General features: G+C 53.5%; 20 protein-coding genes and 1 pseudogene. 12 read left to right on the forward strand and 9 right to left on the reverse strand.

Annotation, left to right across the window (positions count from 1 at the left end):
* Positions 1 to 6: 6 nt before the first annotated feature.
* Positions 7 to 465 carry a low molecular weight protein-tyrosine-phosphatase gene (locus CLV88_RS16315; protein WP_106609474.1) on the forward strand — a complete coding sequence of 153 codons (459 nt, stop codon included), beginning with the start codon at positions 7 to 9 and terminating at the stop codon, positions 463 to 465.
* Positions 466 to 478: 13 nt separating this feature from the next.
* On the opposite strand, the gene CLV88_RS16320 is transcribed toward CLV88_RS16315, so the two are convergent.
* The 3 genes from CLV88_RS16320 to CLV88_RS16330 all read right to left on the reverse strand — a co-directional run bounded on the left by CLV88_RS16320 (position 479) and on the right by CLV88_RS16330 (position 2,625).
* A complete protein-coding gene (locus tag CLV88_RS16320; RefSeq protein ID WP_106609475.1) occupies positions 479 to 1,444 on the reverse strand; it encodes a LysR family transcriptional regulator in 966 nt (321 codons plus the stop codon).
* A gap of 82 nt (positions 1,445 to 1,526) precedes the next feature.
* The gene (locus CLV88_RS16325; protein ID WP_243403695.1) at positions 1,527 to 1,847 is read right to left on the reverse strand and encodes a hypothetical protein; all 321 of its coding nucleotides are present in this window, start codon (positions 1,845 to 1,847) and stop codon (positions 1,527 to 1,529) included.
* A gap of 106 nt (positions 1,848 to 1,953) precedes the next feature.
* Positions 1,954 to 2,625: a hypothetical protein gene (locus CLV88_RS16330; protein WP_106609476.1), complete on the reverse strand. Its 672-nt coding sequence runs from the start codon at positions 2,623 to 2,625 to the stop codon at positions 1,954 to 1,956.
* Between the two features lie 119 nt (positions 2,626 to 2,744).
* Here CLV88_RS16330 and CLV88_RS16335 point away from each other — a divergent pair, with 119 nt between their 5' ends.
* The 6 genes from CLV88_RS16335 to CLV88_RS16360 all read left to right on the forward strand — a co-directional run bounded on the left by CLV88_RS16335 (position 2,745) and on the right by CLV88_RS16360 (position 5,849).
* The gene (locus tag CLV88_RS16335; protein WP_106609477.1) at positions 2,745 to 3,065 is read left to right on the forward strand and encodes an antibiotic biosynthesis monooxygenase family protein; all 321 of its coding nucleotides are present in this window, start codon (positions 2,745 to 2,747) and stop codon (positions 3,063 to 3,065) included.
* Between the two features lie 94 nt (positions 3,066 to 3,159).
* On the forward strand, positions 3,160 to 3,567 hold the full coding sequence (locus CLV88_RS16340; protein ID WP_106609478.1) for a universal stress protein: 408 nt from the start codon (positions 3,160 to 3,162) through the stop codon (positions 3,565 to 3,567).
* Between the two features lie 32 nt (positions 3,568 to 3,599).
* Positions 3,600 to 4,007 (forward strand): universal stress protein, encoded by a 408-nt coding sequence (locus CLV88_RS16345; protein ID WP_106609479.1) that lies wholly within the window; start codon positions 3,600 to 3,602, stop codon positions 4,005 to 4,007.
* A gap of 16 nt (positions 4,008 to 4,023) precedes the next feature.
* Positions 4,024 to 4,521: a hypothetical protein gene (locus tag CLV88_RS16350; protein ID WP_133169982.1), complete on the forward strand. Its 498-nt coding sequence runs from the start codon at positions 4,024 to 4,026 to the stop codon at positions 4,519 to 4,521.
* A 92-nt stretch (positions 4,522 to 4,613) separates the two neighbouring features.
* Positions 4,614 to 5,429, forward strand: coding sequence for a sugar phosphate isomerase/epimerase family protein (locus tag CLV88_RS16355; RefSeq protein WP_106609481.1), 816 nt, complete (start codon positions 4,614 to 4,616; stop codon positions 5,427 to 5,429).
* A gap of 168 nt (positions 5,430 to 5,597) precedes the next feature.
* A complete protein-coding gene (locus CLV88_RS16360) occupies positions 5,598 to 5,849 on the forward strand; it encodes a TFIIB-type zinc ribbon-containing protein (RefSeq protein WP_106609482.1) in 252 nt (83 codons plus the stop codon).
* Positions 5,850 to 5,946: 97 nt separating this feature from the next.
* Here CLV88_RS16360 and CLV88_RS16365 read toward each other — a convergent pair whose 3' ends face one another.
* The 4 genes from CLV88_RS16365 to uvrB form a co-directional block, all read right to left on the reverse strand.
* Complete coding sequence (locus CLV88_RS16365) at positions 5,947 to 6,369, reverse strand: hypothetical protein (RefSeq protein WP_106609483.1); 423 nt, start codon at positions 6,367 to 6,369, stop codon at positions 5,947 to 5,949.
* Entirely contained in the window at positions 6,369 to 6,632 is a 264-nt protein-coding gene (locus CLV88_RS16370) for a hypothetical protein (RefSeq protein ID WP_106609484.1), read from the reverse strand. Before CLV88_RS16370 ends, CLV88_RS16365 begins: the two co-directional genes overlap by 1 nt.
* A 231-nt stretch (positions 6,633 to 6,863) precedes the next feature.
* Entirely contained in the window at positions 6,864 to 7,580 is a 717-nt protein-coding gene (locus CLV88_RS16375) for a hypothetical protein (RefSeq protein WP_106609485.1), read from the reverse strand.
* A 2-nt stretch (positions 7,581 to 7,582) separates the two neighbouring features.
* Entirely contained in the window at positions 7,583 to 9,769 is a 2,187-nt protein-coding gene (uvrB, locus tag CLV88_RS16380; protein WP_106609542.1) for an excinuclease ABC subunit UvrB, read from the reverse strand.
* Positions 9,770 to 10,819: 1,050 nt separating this feature from the next.
* On the opposite strand from uvrB, the gene CLV88_RS16385 reads away from it, so the two are divergent.
* The 3 genes from CLV88_RS16385 to CLV88_RS16395 all read left to right on the forward strand — a co-directional run bounded on the left by CLV88_RS16385 (position 10,820) and on the right by CLV88_RS16395 (position 16,260).
* Positions 10,820 to 14,428, forward strand: a complete 3,609-nt coding sequence (locus CLV88_RS16385) for an adenylate/guanylate cyclase domain-containing protein (protein ID WP_106609486.1) — start codon at positions 10,820 to 10,822, stop codon at positions 14,426 to 14,428.
* Positions 14,429 to 14,458: 30 nt separating this feature from the next.
* Complete coding sequence (locus CLV88_RS16390; protein ID WP_073251810.1) at positions 14,459 to 14,716, forward strand: DUF4242 domain-containing protein; 258 nt, start codon at positions 14,459 to 14,461, stop codon at positions 14,714 to 14,716.
* 128 nt (positions 14,717 to 14,844) lie between these two features.
* Entirely contained in the window at positions 14,845 to 16,260 is a 1,416-nt protein-coding gene (locus tag CLV88_RS16395; RefSeq protein WP_106609487.1) for an FAD-binding oxidoreductase, read from the forward strand.
* A 26-nt stretch (positions 16,261 to 16,286) separates the two neighbouring features.
* On the opposite strand, the gene CLV88_RS16400 is transcribed toward CLV88_RS16395, so the two are convergent.
* Together CLV88_RS16400 and CLV88_RS16405 are read right to left on the reverse strand one after the other, a co-directional pair.
* The gene (locus CLV88_RS16400; protein WP_165798916.1) at positions 16,287 to 17,510 is read right to left on the reverse strand and encodes a tetratricopeptide repeat protein; all 1,224 of its coding nucleotides are present in this window, start codon (positions 17,508 to 17,510) and stop codon (positions 16,287 to 16,289) included.
* A 12-nt stretch (positions 17,511 to 17,522) separates the two neighbouring features.
* Positions 17,523 to 17,747, reverse strand: a pseudogene (locus CLV88_RS16405) (winged helix-turn-helix domain-containing protein); the annotation flags it as partial.
* Between the two features lie 268 nt (positions 17,748 to 18,015).
* Here CLV88_RS16405 and CLV88_RS23160 point away from each other — a divergent pair.
* On the forward strand, positions 18,016 to 18,498 hold the full coding sequence (locus CLV88_RS23160) for a class I SAM-dependent methyltransferase (protein WP_207797081.1): 483 nt from the start codon (positions 18,016 to 18,018) through the stop codon (positions 18,496 to 18,498).
* Between the two features lie 61 nt (positions 18,499 to 18,559).
* Positions 18,560 to 18,865 carry a hypothetical protein gene (locus CLV88_RS23165; RefSeq protein ID WP_207797082.1) on the forward strand — a complete coding sequence of 102 codons (306 nt, stop codon included), beginning with the start codon at positions 18,560 to 18,562 and terminating at the stop codon, positions 18,863 to 18,865.
* Positions 18,866 to 18,928 lie beyond the last annotated feature (63 nt).

Consider the following 18,928-nt stretch of genomic DNA (forward strand, 5'->3'; position numbering starts at 1 on the left):
GATGCCATGAAAATCTTGTTTGTTTGTCTGGGTAACATCTGCCGCTCACCGGCGGCGGAAGGGGTCTTTCGTAGTTTAGCGCCCGAGACGATAACGGATAGCGCCGGTACAGCTGGCTGGCATGTCGGCAAGCCACCTTATCGCCCCATGCAAGAAGCCGCCGTGGATTGGGGATATGACATCTCCGATTTACGGGCGCGCCAGTTTTCGATCCAGGATTTTGCTAGGTTTGATCTGATTGTGGCGATGGATGCCAGTAACGTCACAGACATTGAAGCGCTGCGCCCGGCTGGGAATGAGACGCCAGTGCGATTGTTTACTGATTATGCTGCCGCTGAAGGAGCAAGCGAAGTCCCTGACCCGTATTATACGCGTGACTTTGACGGGGCACTGCGCTTGCTGGTTGCATGTGCAAACGGGCTGAGAACTTTGATCCAAGAGGATGCAAGTATTTCAAAATCTTGAAACTCTAATGGTTTCAAATATCTAGGGCTTCAAAGTGACCTTCCAGCCACGGAAACTGCTCTGTTACCGGATCGATCATGTGTTTTTGTAACAAGGTTCGCAGGGTTTGTGCCACATCACGCGGTACAGTTTCAGCCCAATCCTCGCGCGCATAGAGTGAGATGTTGCGGCTGAGCGGAGCAAAGGGCAACGGATACATGCTCACATGTTCGTGGAAGCGAGCGGCACGAAAATAGCTTAGTGGTGTGGTGATGGCCCAGCCGATGCCGCGCGACACCATTGATAAGAGGGTGGGGTTTGATCCAATCTCAAAACGATCTGCAAATGTCAGGCCACAACTTTTCAAGTGGGTCTCGATCTGGCGTGAAATCAACTGTTCTCGTTCGTAGCGCAGCATTGGCAAGTCGCTGAGCACATCCAGCAAATGCGTAGCGCCCGCTACGGCTTCGGTTGGCGCAACTAGTACAAAAGGATCGCGCGCCAGCGAGTATTCGGTAATTCCTTCGGTGACGTCGCCAGTCGAAGCCGCGACCCCCAAATGTAGCTCTCTATCGCGCAAAGCCTGACTGATTTCATGGCTCGGGGCGGTGATCAATCGAAACTGACAATTGGTCAGCGACTCGGCCAATGTCGTGACGAGGCGCGGAGTGAGATCGTTGTCGAAGTCGTCAATTATGCCCATGCTCAACTGCGTAAGATGCGCGAGATCCATTACGGTTAACTCAGATTGCGCAAGGCGTAGTTGTGATAGAACGGTAGCGGTGCGCGATTGATAGCTGCGACCTGGACCAGTTAGTTGCATCGGTCGTTTGGAGCGATCCAAAAGGTCAGCTCCCAATGCGGTTTCGAGATTTCGGATCTGTTGAGACACCGCTGGTTGAGACAGGCCTGTCGCCTCGGCCGTCAGAGCAACGGAACCAGTTTTCGCTAGTGCCTCGAACACCTCGAGGCCGCGAATAGTTACGCCTTTCATTAACATTGGATTCCTCTCACAGATCTACCATTTGTGAATCTGTGTGTGTGTTTGGTCAAGCCCCCTGCCGAATGCCTTGGGGTTGGTCTTATCTGAGATGCCCGCATGATGCGGCGACGACTGATCCAAACTCTTTGTATCGTAACCAAAATCGTTCATGGCTATTACTGTCAGATTGTCGGATTTTTTGTGCTTTATGCGGATCTTTAAAGAAACTCGCGGCTAGCTTCTGATCGGCACGGGACAGGTTTTGGTCGGCTACTTGCTGTATGCACCGACACATGCGCCGGGATGCGGCCTCTCTATCGGATTGCATGCAAGCGCGCGTCATAACGCCCGCTTCCAATGCGGTCGCAAATAACGGGTTGATAAGAACGGCAACAAGCGCTGCGCTCAGGTATTTGATCATTGTCTGCCTCATATCAATGGCGGCGACACCCATGTTTTCATGGTGTTGTCATACGCCAGACGTCTTCACGGAATATGAGGCCTGCGCTGATCAAATTCAATCAGGTTCAAAATTGAAACCAGAAACCAAGTTTCAACTTTTCCGGCAAGTCACCTGAGAAGATAACCTCAGTCACAATATGTGTGCTTGGTGATAGGCGCTTGGCGAGTGCAGGAGTTAGTGTGGTCAGCGCCCGGTTCGCGGTTTCTTTTTCGGCGGTCATCTTGAGCATGAGCTTGTGCCCTCTACCTATATTGATGCCTTGAACCGCTTCAATTTTGGCGATGCTTCGCCTGAGGCGGGGCAGTATAGTGTACGTTACGTCGGCGGATATCCAACCATTGAAAACAGGTGTTGCAATGCTCCTTCCCCAGCTCGCTCCTGGGCGAATAGCGATGTCTTTACCCTGAAATGTCGCTTGTGTTCCAAGGCCAAGTTCCACGGCTGCCAGCGCCATTTCACCTCGCCAAATATTGGTGCGTAAAAACGCGATGGATTTACCATGGCCAAATGTATTTGCTCCGACATCAGCGCCGAGCGTCCAGCGAGGACGGAATCCGTATTCATAATAGAGCGAAGAGTAGGCCTGATCTTTTTGATTTGTGTCCACCGGTGATTCAATGGCTATAGAGAGAAAGTGCGCGCCATGGTCGCGAAGCCATGGGCCTGCCGCCAACGGGCAGACAAGACAATTCAATATCGCGAACAGGCTGATTAGGCGAAGCATGACTTCAATCATTTGTTCATGTTGGTAAACAATAGGTTAATGGGCCACTCCGGATTCCCAGAAATTCTGTAGCCAGTTCCGCTAGGCGTGGTCTAAGCTGGAATCAGCGAGGTCGAATGATGGAGGACCAGATGCCAAATATTTCCAAGGACGCCCAATTGCAGACAGTCATCACGACGTTTGAAATGACGCCGGGGACCTGTCAGGATTTGATGGACGCTTTGACGGAGGCGTATGAACAATTCATTTCCAAACAGGCTGGATTTATTGCTGCTGGATTACATGTGAATGATGCCCAGACGCGAATTGCCAACTATTCGCAATGGGAACGGCGCGAAGACTTTCAAGCTATGTTGCGCTCCGACGAAATGAGAGAGCGTAATCGCAAGATCAACCAGTTATGTCGCAGCTTTGAGCCGGTGATGTACGATGTCGTCGAGGCGTTTTCATAAACCAAAGCAACAACGGGCAAACTTTCCTGACTTGGATCAAGGTCACTAGCCAGCGGGCCCTTTAACGTGAAACCGCTCGATAAGGAGAGCACGCATGTACCATCATATTTTAATACCTGTCTCATTTGATGATAACAAGAACGCCGAAACCGCGATTGCTGTTGCTGAACGGCTGGCGGACGAAAGAACGAAAGTGTCCTTGTTGCATGTCATGGAGCAGGTTCCGGGATATGCGATAAACTACATTCCCGAGGGCTTCCACGAAGGCGCAAAGGCCGCCATCGTCGAAAGTTTGTCTACGTTGGGCGCTACTTTGCCCAACATGCAGGGTGAAGTGATCGAAGGCCACGCCGGTCGTTCCATTCTCGCTTGGGCGTCGGAACATGGCGTGGATTGTATTGTCATCGCCTCACACCGACCGGGCATGCAGGACTACTTTCTGGGCAGCACTGCGTCACAGGTTGTGCGCCACGCCAAATGCGCGGTGCATGTTGTGCGTTAGGGTCGCCCAAGGCAAACCAAGGAGAGTTTCAAATGTACAAGAATGTATTGGTGCCCGTAGCATCGGATCATGATCCTAAAACTGAAAACGCGATGACGGTTGCGCGTTTACTTTTGGATGCGGGTGGAAAAATTACCGTTCTGACGGTACTGGAAACTATTCCAGAATATATTATGTCGCAACTACCAGATGGTCAGATGGAACATAACCGCAAAACCATGGAGGAAGGGTTATCGCAAGATCACGATGGCGCAGATGACGTTGAGATTGTTGTTATTTCAGGCCATGCCGGGCGGTCCATTGTGGAATATGCGCAAGAGCAGGGGATTGACTGTATCGTCATGAACTCGCATCGTCCTGATCTGTCAGATTATTTTCTGGGTAGCACAGCAGCACGTGTCGTGAGACATGCTCAATGCGGCGTTCATGTGCTGAGGTAAACAAGGGAGATTACGTATGCGAACCACGATTCTTAGTATAGTAACGGGATTGGGGTTCGCCTTTGCGGCGACATTTGCGGTTGCGCAAGATGATCAGGGCCTATCAAAAGTACAAATCGATAGGGCTGTACAATCATTTGACAGTGGCGCCCAGGTTTGCGCAAATGCGGATGCCGTCTACCGTCTGGATTGTTTTCAACAAGTTTTCAGCCGTACGGCTCGTGTTTTTGGTCGAGCATCAGCTTATTGGGAGGCTGATGTCGCTCTCACGCGGGTCAGTCGAAACCTATTCTCGTTCGTACGCGCTAACACGCATGAGGCACTTGGACGACAAAAGATGAATGGTAGTCGGGTCAAGCCGATCACCGAGGCTTCCGTTCCAGAAGCAACTGCATTGTATCGCACCAACGTCGACCGCGCGGCTGCAGATTTGGTAAGCGGCAGTAAGTATGAGGCGGATTTTTTTCGACCGATTTCAGATGTCATCCTGAAATATAGTGATGCTCTGAATTGAGTTTTGGATTGCATGTGTGCGTCAACCTTTTCTTGCGATTTTGCCAAGGCCGCCCCAAATAGGGCGTTCTTTTCAATTGGATAGAGGATATCATGAACGAACTTCCTATCGTCGGAGCGCAGTTGTCGGTTTTGGATATCGACAAAAACAGGGACTGGCTGTTTGAGAAGAATCGCGACCTTGAGCTGCCAGAGTTCTGTATGGCGGACATCCTTAAGTCGCCCGAGATGTTCGTAGACATGGCCCGCCAAAAGCTTGATGGGTGGCGGGGGCGGTTGGGTATCCATGGGCCATTTGGCGGGTTTGAACTCGACACGAAGGACAAAGAAACGCGCGCCGTGGTGCAGGATCGACTAGCCCAAGCGATTGCGGTGTGCGAGGCGCTGGGCGCGACGCAGATGGTGCTGCATTCGCCGTTCGATCTTTGGGATGTGCATAATTTTGGCAATGGTCCCAAGGATTTGGAGCGTCGAGTGAGTCAAATTATTGATACTCTTGGGCCAACTCTGAAACGTGCGGAAGAGCTCGGTGTTGTGCTTGTTCTGGAGAATATCAAGGACGTGGATCCGGGGCATCGGGCGGCTGTGGTTGATGCGGCGGATAGTTCGGCTTTGCGGTTGTCGGTGGATACGGGACATGCGAACTGGGCGCATACGATGGCGGGGGCACCGGCGGTGGATCGCTTTATTACTGATGCAAATCAGATGCTTAGCCATGTTCACCTGCAGGATACGGATGGGTATGCGGACCGGCATTGGCCGTTGGGGACGGGCAATATCGCGTGGCATGGGGTCTTTGAGGCGATCAAGCGCTGTAAGAGTGACCCGCATCTCATTGTAGAGATTAATGATTTTGACCGTGTGCAAGAGAGCGTCGCGCATCTGGAAGCACTGGGATTGGCGCAATAACGGGCCAAAGTCGCAACGTCGGTATTGCGTCGGTATTCCGTCGGTATCGCGTCGGTGTGGTTTTCGACCCAAGTGGCACCTAAATCTGAGGGAAACCGTCCGGTATGGGGGTGAAATCCTGCGACCACGCCCCTATCTCAGTTGGGTCGCAATCAAAAGGAGACGCTGATGAAATGTCCTGTGGATGGTGCCACGCTGGTGATCACAGATCGCAACGGGGTCGAGATCGACTATTGCCCGGAATGCCGCGGGGTGTGGCTGGATCGAGGTGAACTGGACAAGATCATTGAGCGCTCGGCCAGTTACAGTGCTGCGCCCCCTCCGCCGTCGCGCGACCGGGGATATGACGACGATTACGACCGCAAGTACAAGAAGAAGAAAAAGCGCGGCGGGTTTCTGGACGATCTGTTCGACTTTTAGAGCGTTCCCGGTTCATCGATGCGCCAATGCCCTGCCACGTTTAAGGCTGACCAGGGGCATTGGCGTAAGCTATGGCTCAGAGGAATCCGGAATTACCTTAGGATAGAAAATTTGCCTGGCACTCGCGGAATGTGCGGACCTCAGGAGCGGCCCCTGCGAGGGGGAACACCGCAACTTGGTTTTCGGTAAAGGCCAAGGCAGTGTCGTTGAATTCGAGACCGTCGAGCACATTTCCAAAACCACGATCAGCCACCGACAGAGTCGCGCCGTTGATGGCGTGGCGGCCGGTTGAGATGTCGATGCGGCTGGGGCCGTCAAAACGCATAGCAAACCACGGGGCCTCGGCCCAGGTTGTGGTGTTGAGCGTGACGGTCAGAGTGTAGAGCGGCTGGGTCGGATCAAAGGTCAGGAAGATTTCGGCGTCGTCAGTGGCGTGGCTGAGGGTGCAGATGTCGCCCACGGTGGCCTGCCACGCGTGGGCCGGGGTGGTCAGAGCGAGCGCCAGCAACAGGGTGCGCATCAGACGAGGGCACCAAGCGACATAAAGATCAACAGAGCACCGGGGGCGAGAACAAGGCCAAGCGCCCATTTAGGGGCCTTGTCGCGGATCGTGAGGATCAGGGCGGGGATTACGAAGAGTGCTGTGAAGCCAATACCAACAATGAGGAAGCCGAGCGCCATGCCCCGGCCTGCGGCATCCATAGATCCGGTGGCGGTGTCAATCCATGCCCATGCGAAAAAGATGGAATAGGCGAGGGAGAGGACATAAACGGCGCGTTTCATGGGGAGAGAGGTTAGGGGAGTTGGGTGGAAATGTCGAATGGGTGTTTGGGGACCGTCGCTGACGCCTATGCACACGCGAGGGGAGCTGCTTTGTCGGGTCTGTTTGGTGCGGTGGTTTCTCCGTTCTGGCCAATGCATGATGCCTTGCATCATGCACGCGCCCGACCCACCCCCATGGGCGGGCGCGTTACGCACCCACCCTCGGGTCGGGCGCTGGGCCAACGATTTAAGTCAATCGATTGTATTCGAATTATCGCGGTTGGTCTCCAAGTCCCGATGGCACAGATCTATGATGTTAGGAAGCAGGTCTGCGCTAGAGTTGTAGTAGTGCTCAAAGAGCATCAGCGCAGCGGTCATTGAATTTGTAGCGGTCCAATTTAGGCGCTCCGTGCCCCCTAAATAACGACCCAAGCTAACGTCGAAACTGCCAGTTGGATTAGAGAATATCATTGCTACGCCAGAGTAGTTTGGATGGCAAAACTCCGAGAGATGGTCGTAGTTTTTTCTGAGACCGGGACAATCTCGATTGGCTCCATCAATCATCGTTAGAATGTTGGTTGCGCTGAACTCCCAATCCTCCCATCGAGAACCAAGAATAAACTTTTTTGCGGCCTCGTCTAACTCGTCGACAGAATTTTGCTCGACGCAACGCTCAAGTTTCTTACAGAGGAAATGGTAAGCGGCTGCGCATTCAACTAAAGCTCGCGTAAGAATGATTCCAGCAAGAGGATTACCGCTCTTTATTGCTACGGCTGCGCCCTCACCCAACTCGATAACGCGCCAAGAAAGTGCCTCGCGATATATGAGAACCTTAAACGCGACCCTAGGAGTAATTGGTTCGGTTGCTGCAGTAAGATTCTTCAAAAGGCCGTTGCGAAACGCTTGAAGGTTGGTTTCGGCAATCTCCAATTGTTGGCTTGATACCTCTGCGTATTTGTTGTCCTCCAAGCCTACCGCCCCCGTCTCTTAACATTCCCCCCACGCTGCCCAGCCCGGCCAGCCGTCGAACGCCCCTTTGACCCTACGGCCTTTTCGGCTGCGGCTTGAACCGCGTACTGCCTCGCCATGGGATCGTCGGCCACGGCCAAGTCCACCGCTTCTAGCCGTTTGACCTCATCGCGCAAGCGGGCGGCTTCTTCGAATTCGAGGTTTTCGGCAGCTTTGCGCATGTCGGCGCGCAGGCCGTCCAGAACAGCCTCGAGGTTGCCGCCATGCAGGGGGTTGTCGATCTTGGCGGTGACGCGGTTCATGTCGGTGTCGCCCTGATAGAGACCCGAGAGCACGTCTTCGACGTTTTTCTTGACGGTTTCAGGCGTGATGCCGTGCTTTTCGTTATAAGCCATTTGTTTGTCACGGCGGCGGTCGGTTTCGGCCAGCGCGCGCTCCATGGAGCCGGTGATGCGGTCGGCATACATGATCACGCGGCCTTCGGCGTTACGTGCGGCGCGGCCGATGGTTTGCACAAGCGAGGTTTCAGAGCGCAGGAAACCCTCTTTGTCCGCATCGAGAATGGCGACGAGGCCACATTCGGGGATGTCGAGACCTTCGCGCAGGAGATTGATGCCGATGAGCACGTCAAACGCGCCAAGGCGCAGGTCGCGCAGGATTTCGATGCGTTCGAGCGTGTCGATGTCGGAATGCATGTAGCGCACCTTGATGCCCTGTTCATGCATGTATTCGGTGAGATCCTCGGCCATGCGTTTGGTGAGGGTGGTGACAAGGGTGCGGAAACCGTCGGCGGTGACGCGGCGGACCTCGTCCAGCAGATCGTCGACCTGCATGTCGACAGGGCGGATTTCGACCATCGGGTCCAGCAGGCCGGTGGGGCGGATCACCTGTTCGGCAAACACGCCGCCGGTTTGCTCGATCTCCCATTTGGAGGGGGTGGCGGATACAAAGACGGATTGCGGGCGCATGGCGTCCCATTCCTCAAACTTGAGGGGGCGGTTGTCCATGCAGGAGGGCAGGCGGAAGCCGTGTTCCGCGAGGGTGAATTTGCGCCGGTAGTCGCCTTTGTACATGCCGCCGATCTGGGGGACGGAGACGTGGGATTCATCGGCAAAGACGATAGCGTTGTCAGGGATGAATTCAAAGAGTGTGGGGGGCGGTTCGCCGGGCGCGCGGCCGGTGAGGTAGCGCGAGTAGTTTTCGATGCCGTTGCAGACGCCTGTCGCCTCGAGCATTTCAATGTCGAAATTGGTGCGTTGTTCGAGGCGCTGGGCTTCGAGGAGTTTGCCTTCGTCGACCAGCTGATCAAGACGCTGGCGCAACTCCTTTTTGATGCTGATAATCGCCTGTTGCATGGTGGGTTTGGGCGTGACGTAGTGCGAGTTGGCGTAGACGCGGACCTGATCGAATGTGCCGGTTTTCTCGCCTGTGAGCGGGTCAAATTCGGTGATGGCTTCGAGCTCTTCGCCAAAGAAAGAGAGTTTCCAGGCGCGGTCTTCGAGGTGGGCGGGGAAGATTTCGAGGCTGTCGCCGCGCACCCGGAAGGAGCCACGCTGGAAGGCCTGATCGTTGCGTTTGTATTGCTGGGCGACGAGATCGGCCATGACCTTGCGCTGGTCGTATTCCTGACCGGCCTTAAGGTCGAGAGTCATGGCACCGTAGGTTTCGACCGAGCCGATGCCGTAGATGCAGGATACGGAGGCGACGATGATCACATCGTCCCGTTCCAGCAAGGCACGTGTGGCCGAGTGGCGCATGCGGTCGATCTGTTCGTTGATCTGGCTTTCTTTTTCTATGTAGGTGTCAGAGCGCGCGACATAGGCCTCGGGCTGGTAGTAATCATAAAAGCTGACAAAATACTCGACAGAGTTGTCGGGGAAAAAGCCCTTCATCTCGCCATAAAGCTGGGCGGCGAGAGTTTTGTTGGGCGCGAGTATGATGGCGGGGCGCTGGGTCTGTTCGATGACCTTGGCCATGGTAAAGGTCTTGCCGGTTCCGGTGGCCCCAAGCAGAACCTGATTGCGTTCGCCCTCGGTGACACCTTCGACGAGTTCAGCAATGGCGGTGGGCTGGTCGCCGGCTGGTTCAAACGGCGTGTGCATGACAATCTGTTTGCCGCCCTCAAGCTTTGGGCGGTTCTTCACGTCCGGCGCGGGCGTGTTGAGGATCGGGGCGTTGGCAGCGTCCATCATAGGGAATCCTTTTGTGGTTCCCTAAATTTGATCTCTTTTTGTTCTGGTTCAAGAGCCAATTTTAAAGCGCGCTCATCGCTGTGTACGCTAACAGGGCACCTTGAACACCACCCAGTAAGAATCATCCACATGATGGGCGGATTTTGGAATGATCTTGTTGCGGAAATGCATGAGCGCCGCGATGGGGGCGTGAAAACATCAAATCAAAGCCAGCAAAAGATCGGGTGAGGCGGCGGCCATATGGGATTAAATTTACGATATTCACCGAATTACAGAACATCTTCCTAGACGTGTCGCGCTGCCTTGCGCACTTGGTAAATCGTTAGTTACTGTGAAAGGGCAAGCAGCGCAGATATCGGTTGTGTTACACCGCACTTACACCCCTCGCTCCCCGCGGAACAATGGATTTTCGGTGCTGCTTGCAAGCGTTCCCTTGGAAAATATGTGTGTTTTGGGCTGGAAGGCGGAGTGTATGCGTTGCGCATAAAGAGTGGTGGGGTGGCGTATGCGCTGCCGCACGGAGGGTATGACCGATAGCGGCCCAAAGCTGACGCACGGACCGGAACGCGACTTTGCGATAGCCGACCTTCGCCGCGCGGGTTGCGAACTGATAAGATGCGGGACAAACTTGCCGTTCCATTGCAGTCATGCAATTTCTGCTTCCGGCCCAAACTTGCCTTTGTAGGATATTCGCGCAACGGTCAGCTTTGAAGCCAATCTAAACTTGCCCACTTTGTCGAGTGTGGCGATGTGGTCAACGCCCAAATTTATTGACACGGAAGATCGTCGACTTTGCTGAAACGAAAGTGTCGTCGGTTTTGGAAGTGACCCCCCCCTCAAAGGAACGAATGGCTGTGGAACATGCTTGATGCAAGGGCCGTGTAGGCCGTGGTTACACCGGCCAATTCAGTCGCGTATCGTGCGTGATGCAACATCAATTGGCGAACTCCCAAATCTAGCCGATGGCCGTTTAGTGTTTGGTGGAGCGGGTTCCGCACTGAGATCAATATCTTGATCGAAATCTCATAAACAAGCATTGTTAACAGTATGGCCCTTAACATCGACGCATGGCTCTTTGAACTAGGTTTGGATCAGTACACTGATTCATTCATCAATAATGATGTAGACGACAGAGTCTTGCCGTTGCTTACTGGTGATGACTTAAAAGAATTGGGCGTAAGCTTGGGCCATCGCAAGATTATTTTGGCTGCGATCAAAGACCCACAAAACAGCTTGGCAAGCTTTTCAACGCCCGAGCTCGCGCCATCTTTGAACGAGCAAACCCTTCAAAGTGAACCCTCTCAATTTTCCGGCCACTCCGCACCTGATACGGTGGTTTCGTCAAAGCCAAATGCAAACACGCTTGCGGAACGTCGCCACCTAACGGTTCTATTCGCCGACCTCGTCGGGTCGACCAAACTCACCAACCGTTTGGACCCCGAAGATATGCGCATCCTGTTGCAGCGATATCAGGATGCCGTGGCTGGTGCTGTCAGCCGTTATGGAGGTTACGTTGCCAAGTATCTCGGTGATGGGCTTTTGGTTTTTTTTGGATGGCCTAGCGCCTACGAAGACCACGCAGTTCGCGCCGTAAAAGCTGGGCTGGACGCGGTGGACCGTGTGAAAGAGTTAGAAACACCGGACGGTGAACCTTTGGCGGTTCGGATGGGCGTCGCAAGTGGTGAGGTCGTCGTCGGTGACGCAATCGGAGAAAACACATACGAAGAAGGAGCGATGACAGGCCCGATCCTCAATCTTGCTGCGCGAATACAAGAGTACGCTCCACCTAACACGATCGTCCTCCCTGAAGAGGAAACAGAAGCGGCGCTGCGCCGAATTTTCGAATTTTCTTCACTTGGGCAGGTTGAGCTAAAGGGGTTTGACAGCCAACGCACGCTTTTACAGGTCGTTGCTGAGCACAGTGCCCAAAGCCGATTTCGTGCTGCACATCGGGAGGATTCAAACAGCGCACTGGTCGGAAGAAATCTTGAGAACGGCATCCTTCGTCAGGCTTGGAAAGGCGCCAAAAACGGTAAGGGCGAGGTCGTGTTGCTTGCAGGTGAGGCAGGCATCGGGAAATCCCGTTTGACCGAAGAGTTCCTAGCGGACGACGCTATCGCAAGCAATGCAGATATAATAAGATTGAATTGTTCGCCTTATCTAACCAGTAGCCCATTTCATCCAGTTACCGAACGCATTTCTCAGGACGCGGGTGTCGAACCGGGTTTTGACGATGATCGTGTTTTGGAACAAGTACAGGCAATGCTTGAAACAAGGCAGGGGTTGGACATTGATCAGGTGCTTCCTGTTTTTGCGGCTCTGGTGGCGCCACGCAGTAAGATCGCCCAGCAAATACTCGATTTGTCTCCCCAAGAACAACGCGACCTTACAATTCAGACACTGATTGACACCGTCAAAGCGCGTGCAAATGTGCGTCCAGTCATTCTGTTCATTGAAGATGCCCACTGGATCGATCCGTCGACCAATGCTCTTCTGGATCGTTTTAAAGCAATTTGTGCGGATCTTCCGCTGATGCTCTTGATAACCCACAGACCAGGTTGGGAGTTGGACCAGGACGATGGTGACGCCCATGTTCAAACGCTACAGCTGCGCCGATTTGATTTTGATCATGTTGCCAATTTGGTCCGAAGTATTTCCGGAAGCGAGCCAGATCGAGATCTCGTTCAGACGGTTGTTGAGAGGACGGACGGCATTCCGCTGTTTGTCGAGGAATTGACGCGCGCCATAGTCACGTCGGGAGAAAAAGGAAAATTCAAAGTGCCCTCGTCATTGAAGGGCACTTTGATGGCACGACTCGACGCTGTTTCACTGGAAGCCAAGCAAGTGGCACTAGCTGGCTCGGTTATAGGCCGCGAATTTGAACCAGCGTTACTGCGCGCTACAATGGATAAAGGCGAGGCGGAAATCCGAAACTGCCTTGATGATCTTTGCAAATCGGGCCTGATATTCGAAAGCGGCCATAACCGCGGCTACTTTGTTTTCCGGCACGCCCTGATCCGAGACACAGCCTTTCAATCTATGCTGGCCTCGACCCGCAGGGAGTTGCACGCGAAAGTTGCCGGCGCTCTGACACTGCTTCGATCTGCCGAAATTGAGCGCCGTCCTGAACTGGTAGCGCACCATTTGACCGCCGCAGAAGATTGGGCAGCAGCTTTTCAACGCTGGCAATCTGCAACTGAAATGGCCCTTGCACGTTCGGCCAGTCATGAGGCGATGGCAAATGCAAAGGAAGCCCTCAAAGCCGCGCACAAACTAGGAGATGAATCCAGCCGGGAAGTGATTGTTGGCAAAATTCTTGTCGGAAGAGGCTATGATAGCGTCGGTCGATTGCCGGAAGGTATTGCCACTCTCAAAGAAGCTTCAGAAGCCGCGCGTGAAATCGGAGATGTCGAAATTGCGGCAGATGCCGCACACCATTTCGCTGATTCAAGCATGATGGCCGGTGAATTGCATGAGCAAGCCATCAAGGTTTGCTTGAAGGCTCTGAACGAATTGCCAGACCATGATGAGGTCCGACGATGCAAATTAATGAGCCAGCTGGCGCGCACTTACATGTTCACTGGTCAATTTGCGGCAAGTGCAGAGTACAGCCAACAATGTCTGAAGTTGGCCGCGAAACTGGGCGACCTCAAATCCCAATTCCACGTTATGATGGCGCGATTTGCCGCGTCATTTGTTGCAAGACAGGAAGACGAAGTGCGCGATTGGCGCAAAAACCTTGAGGCCATGCACAAGGTTGCGGAGAAATTGGGCACTATTGATCAGGGGCGGGACCGAACGCTGAGTCTGTTTGTCGGAGCAGAAATGGCGGATCGCCAGTTGATGGATAACTCGCTTGAGCTTTTGACCGAGATATCGACCAAGGAAAACCACCGTCAGCTTTATTGGGTGCAGACACATGCACGCGCGATGGTTGCTACTCTGGAAGGGGACTTTGAGCGCGCCGAGAGCTACGCCAACGAAGCTGTAAAGATTGGACGCCAAACTCATGGCAAACATGTTGAGGGTGTTTATGGCGTTCAGATGTTTACCATTCGCCGGGAGCAAGGCCGATTGCAGGAGGTCGCACCCGTCATCAAACGTTTGATGACAGAGAGATCAGGTGATGCGAGTTGGAAACCGGGTTTCGGTGTAATCGCTGCCGAATTGGGCTACATAGAACCGGCTGAACGCATACTGAACGAACTAGCGGAAACTGGGTTTTCGATATCGCCAGATGCCATGTATTCGACAACGCTTTCGTATCTGGCCGACATCTGTGTGGCGGTAGAAAACGAAATCCATGCCAAAACCATTTTTGACATGCTTGCCCCTTACGAAAGCCTTACAATCACAGCGGGTGCGACAACTGCCTGCATTGGTGCCGCTGCGCGTCGGCTCGGCAGCCTTGCCGCGTTGATGGGGAATTGGGAAACCTCGGATAAAATGTTTGATAAGGCAATCAAAATTGACACGATCATGGCCGCACCACCGTGGATTGCGCATAGCAAGGCGGCATATGCGTTCGCCTTGCGACGCCGAGGTCGCGTCAAAGATGCGGAACGTGCCATTCATCTGGAAGCAGAAGCGTTGGCAACGGCCCGGGATCTAGGTATGGTATCTCTTATATCAAAGCTCGAGGGGCAAGTGACTTAGGAATTCTGCGAACATTTTTAGGGGTGAAATATGCCTAGATTTATTATTGAAAGAAACTTTGCGGAACAGCTCGAAATAGACAACGAAGCCAAAATTCAGATTAAAGAGATCAATGATGAAGAGGGCGTCGAATGGATTTTTTCGTTTCTGAGCGCTGATAAGCGCAAAACATATTGCCTCTACGAAGCGCCCGACGAAGACAGCCTGCGAAAGGCTGCTGAGCGCCTGAATATTCCAGCTGATGTCATAACATCGGTGGATCGGATCGACCCCGGCATCTTTGCCTGAAGGTCCGGACCGCCTAAATTAATACTTACAAGTTTTGCCCCGTCACCGGGAACAGGTGAGAAGAGGCCTTTTCTCCAGCCGAGGCAGTCTCGCAAGAAGCCTTACCTGAAAAAGGAAGGCCAATTCTTATGGTTGAATTACTTACACTCAATGACGGCGCAGTTGCCGTAGATCAAGAAACTTTGAACGCACTTGATGCTTCGCTCAAGGGGGCGGTGCATCTTAAGGGCAGTGCCGAATACGACGACGCCCGAACGATATGGAATGGAATGGTTGACCGGCATCCAGGCTTTGTGATCCGAGCTATGGGGCCCTACGATGTACAAAAAGCGGTGAATTTTGTTCGGGACGGCGGGCTGGTTATGTCAGTGAAGTCCGGTGGCCACCAGATCGCCGGACATGCGGTTGCCGACGGAACGGTTCTACTCGATCTTTCGCAAATGCGTTCTGTGGATGTGGACCCAATGAACAAAACTGCCCGTGTGGAACCCGGCGCACTGTTGGGCGATGTGGATCGCGAAACCCAAGCGCACGCGCTTATCGTTCCATCGGGTATAAACTCGACCACTGGTATTGCAGGCCTCACGCTGGGTGGTGGCTTTGGCTGGACCACCCGCAAATTTGGAATGACAATCGACAATCTTTTGTCAGTCGAAGTGGTGACAGCAGATGGATCTATCGTCACAGCATCAGCGACCAGTCACCCGGATCTTTTTTGGGCCATAAGGGGGGGCGGCGGCAATTTCGGGGTGATTACCTCTTTTGAATTCCAATTGCACTCTCTGGGGCCCGAGGTCTTGTCTGGATTGATCGTTCATCCGATCGAAGAGGCATCTGGTCTGTTGGCAGAAGTCACAAAAATTGCTGATAGTGCGCCGGATGAATTGACAGTCTGGAGCGTGATGCGCAAAGCTCCGCCCTTGCCATTTCTTGCCGAGGATTGGCACGGACGTGAGGTTCTCATTCTCGCCGCTTGCTATGCCGGGCCCATGGATGAAGGTGAAGCGGCAATGGCGGGTTTGCGTGGCCTTGGAAACCCGATCGTTGATGTCATTTCCCCGCATCCATTCGTTGGTTGGCAGGCCGCCTTTGATCCACTTCTGGCCGCCGGTGCCCGCAATTATTGGAAGAGCCATGACTTCGCGGCTCTTTCTTCAGACGCGATAGCAACACTTCTGGAAGGAATTGCCACATTGCCGGATCCGGCTTGTGAAGTGTTCATTGCTCATGTGGGTGGTGAAATGGCACGGGTTGGCGCAGGTGAGACCGCATACCCTGAGCGGTCATCGCATTTCATCATGAATGTGCACACTCGCTGGGAAGATCCCGCAAAGGACGATGAGTGTATCGCATGGGCGCGCACCCTCTATGATCGGATGAAGCCCTATTCAACTGGCAGCGCTTATGTGAATTTCATGCCCGAAGATGAAGCGGATCACATGGCGGGTGCTTATGGTGAAAACGGTGATAAATTGTCTCTGATCAAGGGCAAATATGATCCGGATAACCTTTTCAGAATAAATCACAATATTTTACCAACTTGAAAACGATTGGTCCGATATTGGACAGATTAGAGTAGCCCTGCCAACTTCAGATCTCGGGTCAGCATTGTTGTCTGTCCGTCGTCCTCCATCGGATAGGTGCGCAGAAAACCAGTCAGGGAGGATTCAGGATCTTGTCCCAGGATTTCCTTGACCTCCCAGGCTGCTTCGTCCGGTTCGCCAAACTGTACTCGGCAGGCCGCTATGTACAATCGGGATTCCAAATTGGATTGATCAAGGCGAGCGGACCCTTGGAGATTGATCTGAGCCTGACCGTAGTCGCCAAGATAATAGTAGGCCCGTCCCAACAGCATGAAATAAAGGTAGCCTGCACCCGGATCCAGCCGCACTGCCTTCCGTAATAGAGGTATCGATTTGCCGGGCTGCCCCGCATAAGTCCAGATGCCACCAAGCAAGGCCAACGCATCCGCTTGGCTCGGGGCCAGCGCCAAAGTCTTGTGTAATGCGGTCTCCGCATCTTCCGGCTGGCGTCTTTGGGTGTGAACATATCCGATCACCCAATACTGTTCCGGCAAATTGGGCTGAATGCTTAGGGCTGTACCTGCCATGGACAGAGCCCGGTTAATTGCTAGGCTACAATCTTCGGCCCAATCGTTTCGGTATTCGGCAGCGTGATCCAAAGCCAACCGTCCATAGGCTCGAGCAAAACGCGGATCGCGGGCAATTGCGCGCTCATACAGAGCTCGCGCCAACGAAGTTCCCGAGCGGTCGCGAGGCAAAAGGGCTGCCTGAGCCTGCAAGAACAAATCGAATGCTTCCACGCTGTCGGTATACCCTCGTGCCTGAGCGCTGAGATTGGCTTGTTCGATTTCAAGAGAAAGGTCCGAAGTAATGGTCGTCTCAATTTCTGTCATCACAGTGAGCAGATCGGAGTATGCCCGGTTATGGCGGTGGATGGCCAACACTGTTCCATCCTCACCATCTAGCAGTCGCGTATGGATCAGGATGCGGTTTTCGATGGGCCATACACTTCCTTCAAGGCGATAGTCAGCCTGATTGATGCGTGGATGAGACTGTATAGCTGAAACATGGGGAATAGCAGCCAATCCAGTGACAACTGTCTGCTCCATGCCACGCACGAGATAATCCTGCGAGGCGTCACCGGACAGGTTCACAAAGGGAGACACCACAATTCGCGGCTGGGCGTCGGATTGCAGTTTGATTTGAGGCGCTGCAGCTTCGGTTCGTGGGAATAAGGTTATGGCAACACTTCCAAGAAGCAACAGATCCAAAACAACCGACACCTAGACCCAGCCGAAACTTCGCTTTGCCACGGGTGGTTTTAGGGTCGTGACTTCGGCGATCAGCCGATACCCACGCTTTGGGATTGTCTCGATCACGCTGGGATTTCGCGCATTGTCTCCAAAAGCCTTGCGGATTATTATGGCGTTGGTCAAAGAGTTGTCACCCACGACAACGTCGCCCCAGATGGCGTCATGGATCCGCTCTCGTGACACTACTCTGTCCTGATGGGCAAATAGCTACACCAGAACCTCAATGGATTTGGGTTCGATACGAGTGACAGTATCTCCACTGCCATTTCACAGGTTGCCGGGGTCACTGTATGGCCATGCACTAGGTATCTGTCAGAGGAAGCAGCGGAGCACGTTTAAGAGTTTTCTTTTCGAGGCTAGTTTCCTCATCATACCGCAAAAATGGGAAAATCGTTGGAAAACGGTTGGGACTTTTTTCGTCGTGTTCATCAGGCTTTGAGCAGATTAAATGTTAGGACATGGCATGACAGTATTTGGTCCGAAAGGTTACAAGACGACGACACACGCCCAATGGCAAGATGCAGCAAAAGCTTGGAACGATTGGGGGCAGGTGCTTAACCAATGGCTAGGACCGGCAACCCAAACGATGCTTGACATGGCGGGCGTTACCACCGGGTCCCATGTGTTGGATGTGGCGGCCGGAGCCGGCGAGCAATCGCTAAGCGCGGCTGCCCGAATTGGCCCGACGGGTCAGGTGCTGGCCACAGATATTTCAGAAAACATACTGGAGTTCGCAGCAGAAAATGCACGCGCGGAAGGGTATGAAAATCTGGACACCATGGTCGTTGATGCTGAGGCGCTGGACGTTGCGCCAGCCTCATTTGACGTCGCCATTTCCCGTGTGGGGTTGATCTATTTTCCTGATCAAATGGCCGCGCTTGCGCGTATTCGCACGGCTTTGAAGCCAGGTTCGCGATTTGCAGCGATGGTCCTTTCCACGCCTTAGAACAACGGTTTTTTTCTGTACCGGTGTCAGTAGTCTGGATTGTGCCGCCCTTCCGCCACCCTTGCCAGGGCAGCCTGGTCCGTTCAGCCTGGGCGGCCCCGGGGTTCTGGCCGAGCTTCTGGAGCGTACTGGATTTACCGAGGTAAAAGAAACCGTAATCCATCCTCCCTTGCGATTGCCGTTGGCTGCGGACTGTCTGCGGTTCGAACGCGAGAGCTTTGGGGCCCTGCATCAGATGCTGTCCGGCCTAACCGCCAAAGACCAGAACACCGTTTGGGAGGAAGTCGCCGTCGCGCTGACAAAATATGAAGCAGCGGATGGTTTTGAGGGCCCTTGCGAGTTGGTTGTCACTTCGGGTCGCAATTGAAAGGAAACGCCATGAAAACTGCAATCGTTCGGGAACCGCCGTCTATCTTGATCTTTCTCCCAG

Source organism: Shimia abyssi, assembly GCF_003014475.1.
Classification (GTDB): Bacteria; Pseudomonadota; Alphaproteobacteria; order Rhodobacterales; family Rhodobacteraceae; genus Shimia; species Shimia abyssi.

Excerpts from the sequence above, each read along its gene's own strand:
- CLV88_RS16315 (WP_106609474.1), top strand. The coding sequence starts at position 7 with ATGAAAATCTTGTTTGTTTGTCTGGGTAACATCTGCCGCTCACCGGCG.
- CLV88_RS16320 (WP_106609475.1), bottom strand. The coding sequence starts at position 1,444 with ATGTTAATGAAAGGCGTAACTATTCGCGGCCTCGAGGTGTTCGAGGCA.
- CLV88_RS16325 (WP_243403695.1), bottom strand. The coding sequence starts at position 1,847 with ATGATCAAATACCTGAGCGCAGCGCTTGTTGCCGTTCTTATCAACCCG.
- CLV88_RS16330 (WP_106609476.1), bottom strand. The coding sequence starts at position 2,625 with ATGATTGAAGTCATGCTTCGCCTAATCAGCCTGTTCGCGATATTGAAT.
- CLV88_RS16335 (WP_106609477.1), top strand. The coding sequence starts at position 2,745 with ATGCCAAATATTTCCAAGGACGCCCAATTGCAGACAGTCATCACGACG.
- CLV88_RS16340 (WP_106609478.1), top strand. The coding sequence starts at position 3,160 with ATGTACCATCATATTTTAATACCTGTCTCATTTGATGATAACAAGAAC.
- CLV88_RS16345 (WP_106609479.1), top strand. The coding sequence starts at position 3,600 with ATGTACAAGAATGTATTGGTGCCCGTAGCATCGGATCATGATCCTAAA.
- CLV88_RS16350 (WP_133169982.1), top strand. The coding sequence starts at position 4,024 with ATGCGAACCACGATTCTTAGTATAGTAACGGGATTGGGGTTCGCCTTT.
- CLV88_RS16355 (WP_106609481.1), top strand. The coding sequence starts at position 4,614 with ATGAACGAACTTCCTATCGTCGGAGCGCAGTTGTCGGTTTTGGATATC.
- CLV88_RS16360 (WP_106609482.1), top strand. The coding sequence starts at position 5,598 with ATGAAATGTCCTGTGGATGGTGCCACGCTGGTGATCACAGATCGCAAC.
- CLV88_RS16365 (WP_106609483.1), bottom strand. The coding sequence starts at position 6,369 with ATGCGCACCCTGTTGCTGGCGCTCGCTCTGACCACCCCGGCCCACGCG.
- CLV88_RS16370 (WP_106609484.1), bottom strand. The coding sequence starts at position 6,632 with ATGAAACGCGCCGTTTATGTCCTCTCCCTCGCCTATTCCATCTTTTTC.
- uvrB (WP_106609542.1), bottom strand. The coding sequence starts at position 9,769 with ATGGACGCTGCCAACGCCCCGATCCTCAACACGCCCGCGCCGGACGTG.
- CLV88_RS16385 (WP_106609486.1), top strand. The coding sequence starts at position 10,820 with ATGGCCCTTAACATCGACGCATGGCTCTTTGAACTAGGTTTGGATCAG.
- CLV88_RS16390 (WP_073251810.1), top strand. The coding sequence starts at position 14,459 with ATGCCTAGATTTATTATTGAAAGAAACTTTGCGGAACAGCTCGAAATA.
- CLV88_RS16395 (WP_106609487.1), top strand. The coding sequence starts at position 14,845 with ATGGTTGAATTACTTACACTCAATGACGGCGCAGTTGCCGTAGATCAA.
- CLV88_RS23160 (WP_207797081.1), top strand. The coding sequence starts at position 18,016 with ATGACAGTATTTGGTCCGAAAGGTTACAAGACGACGACACACGCCCAA.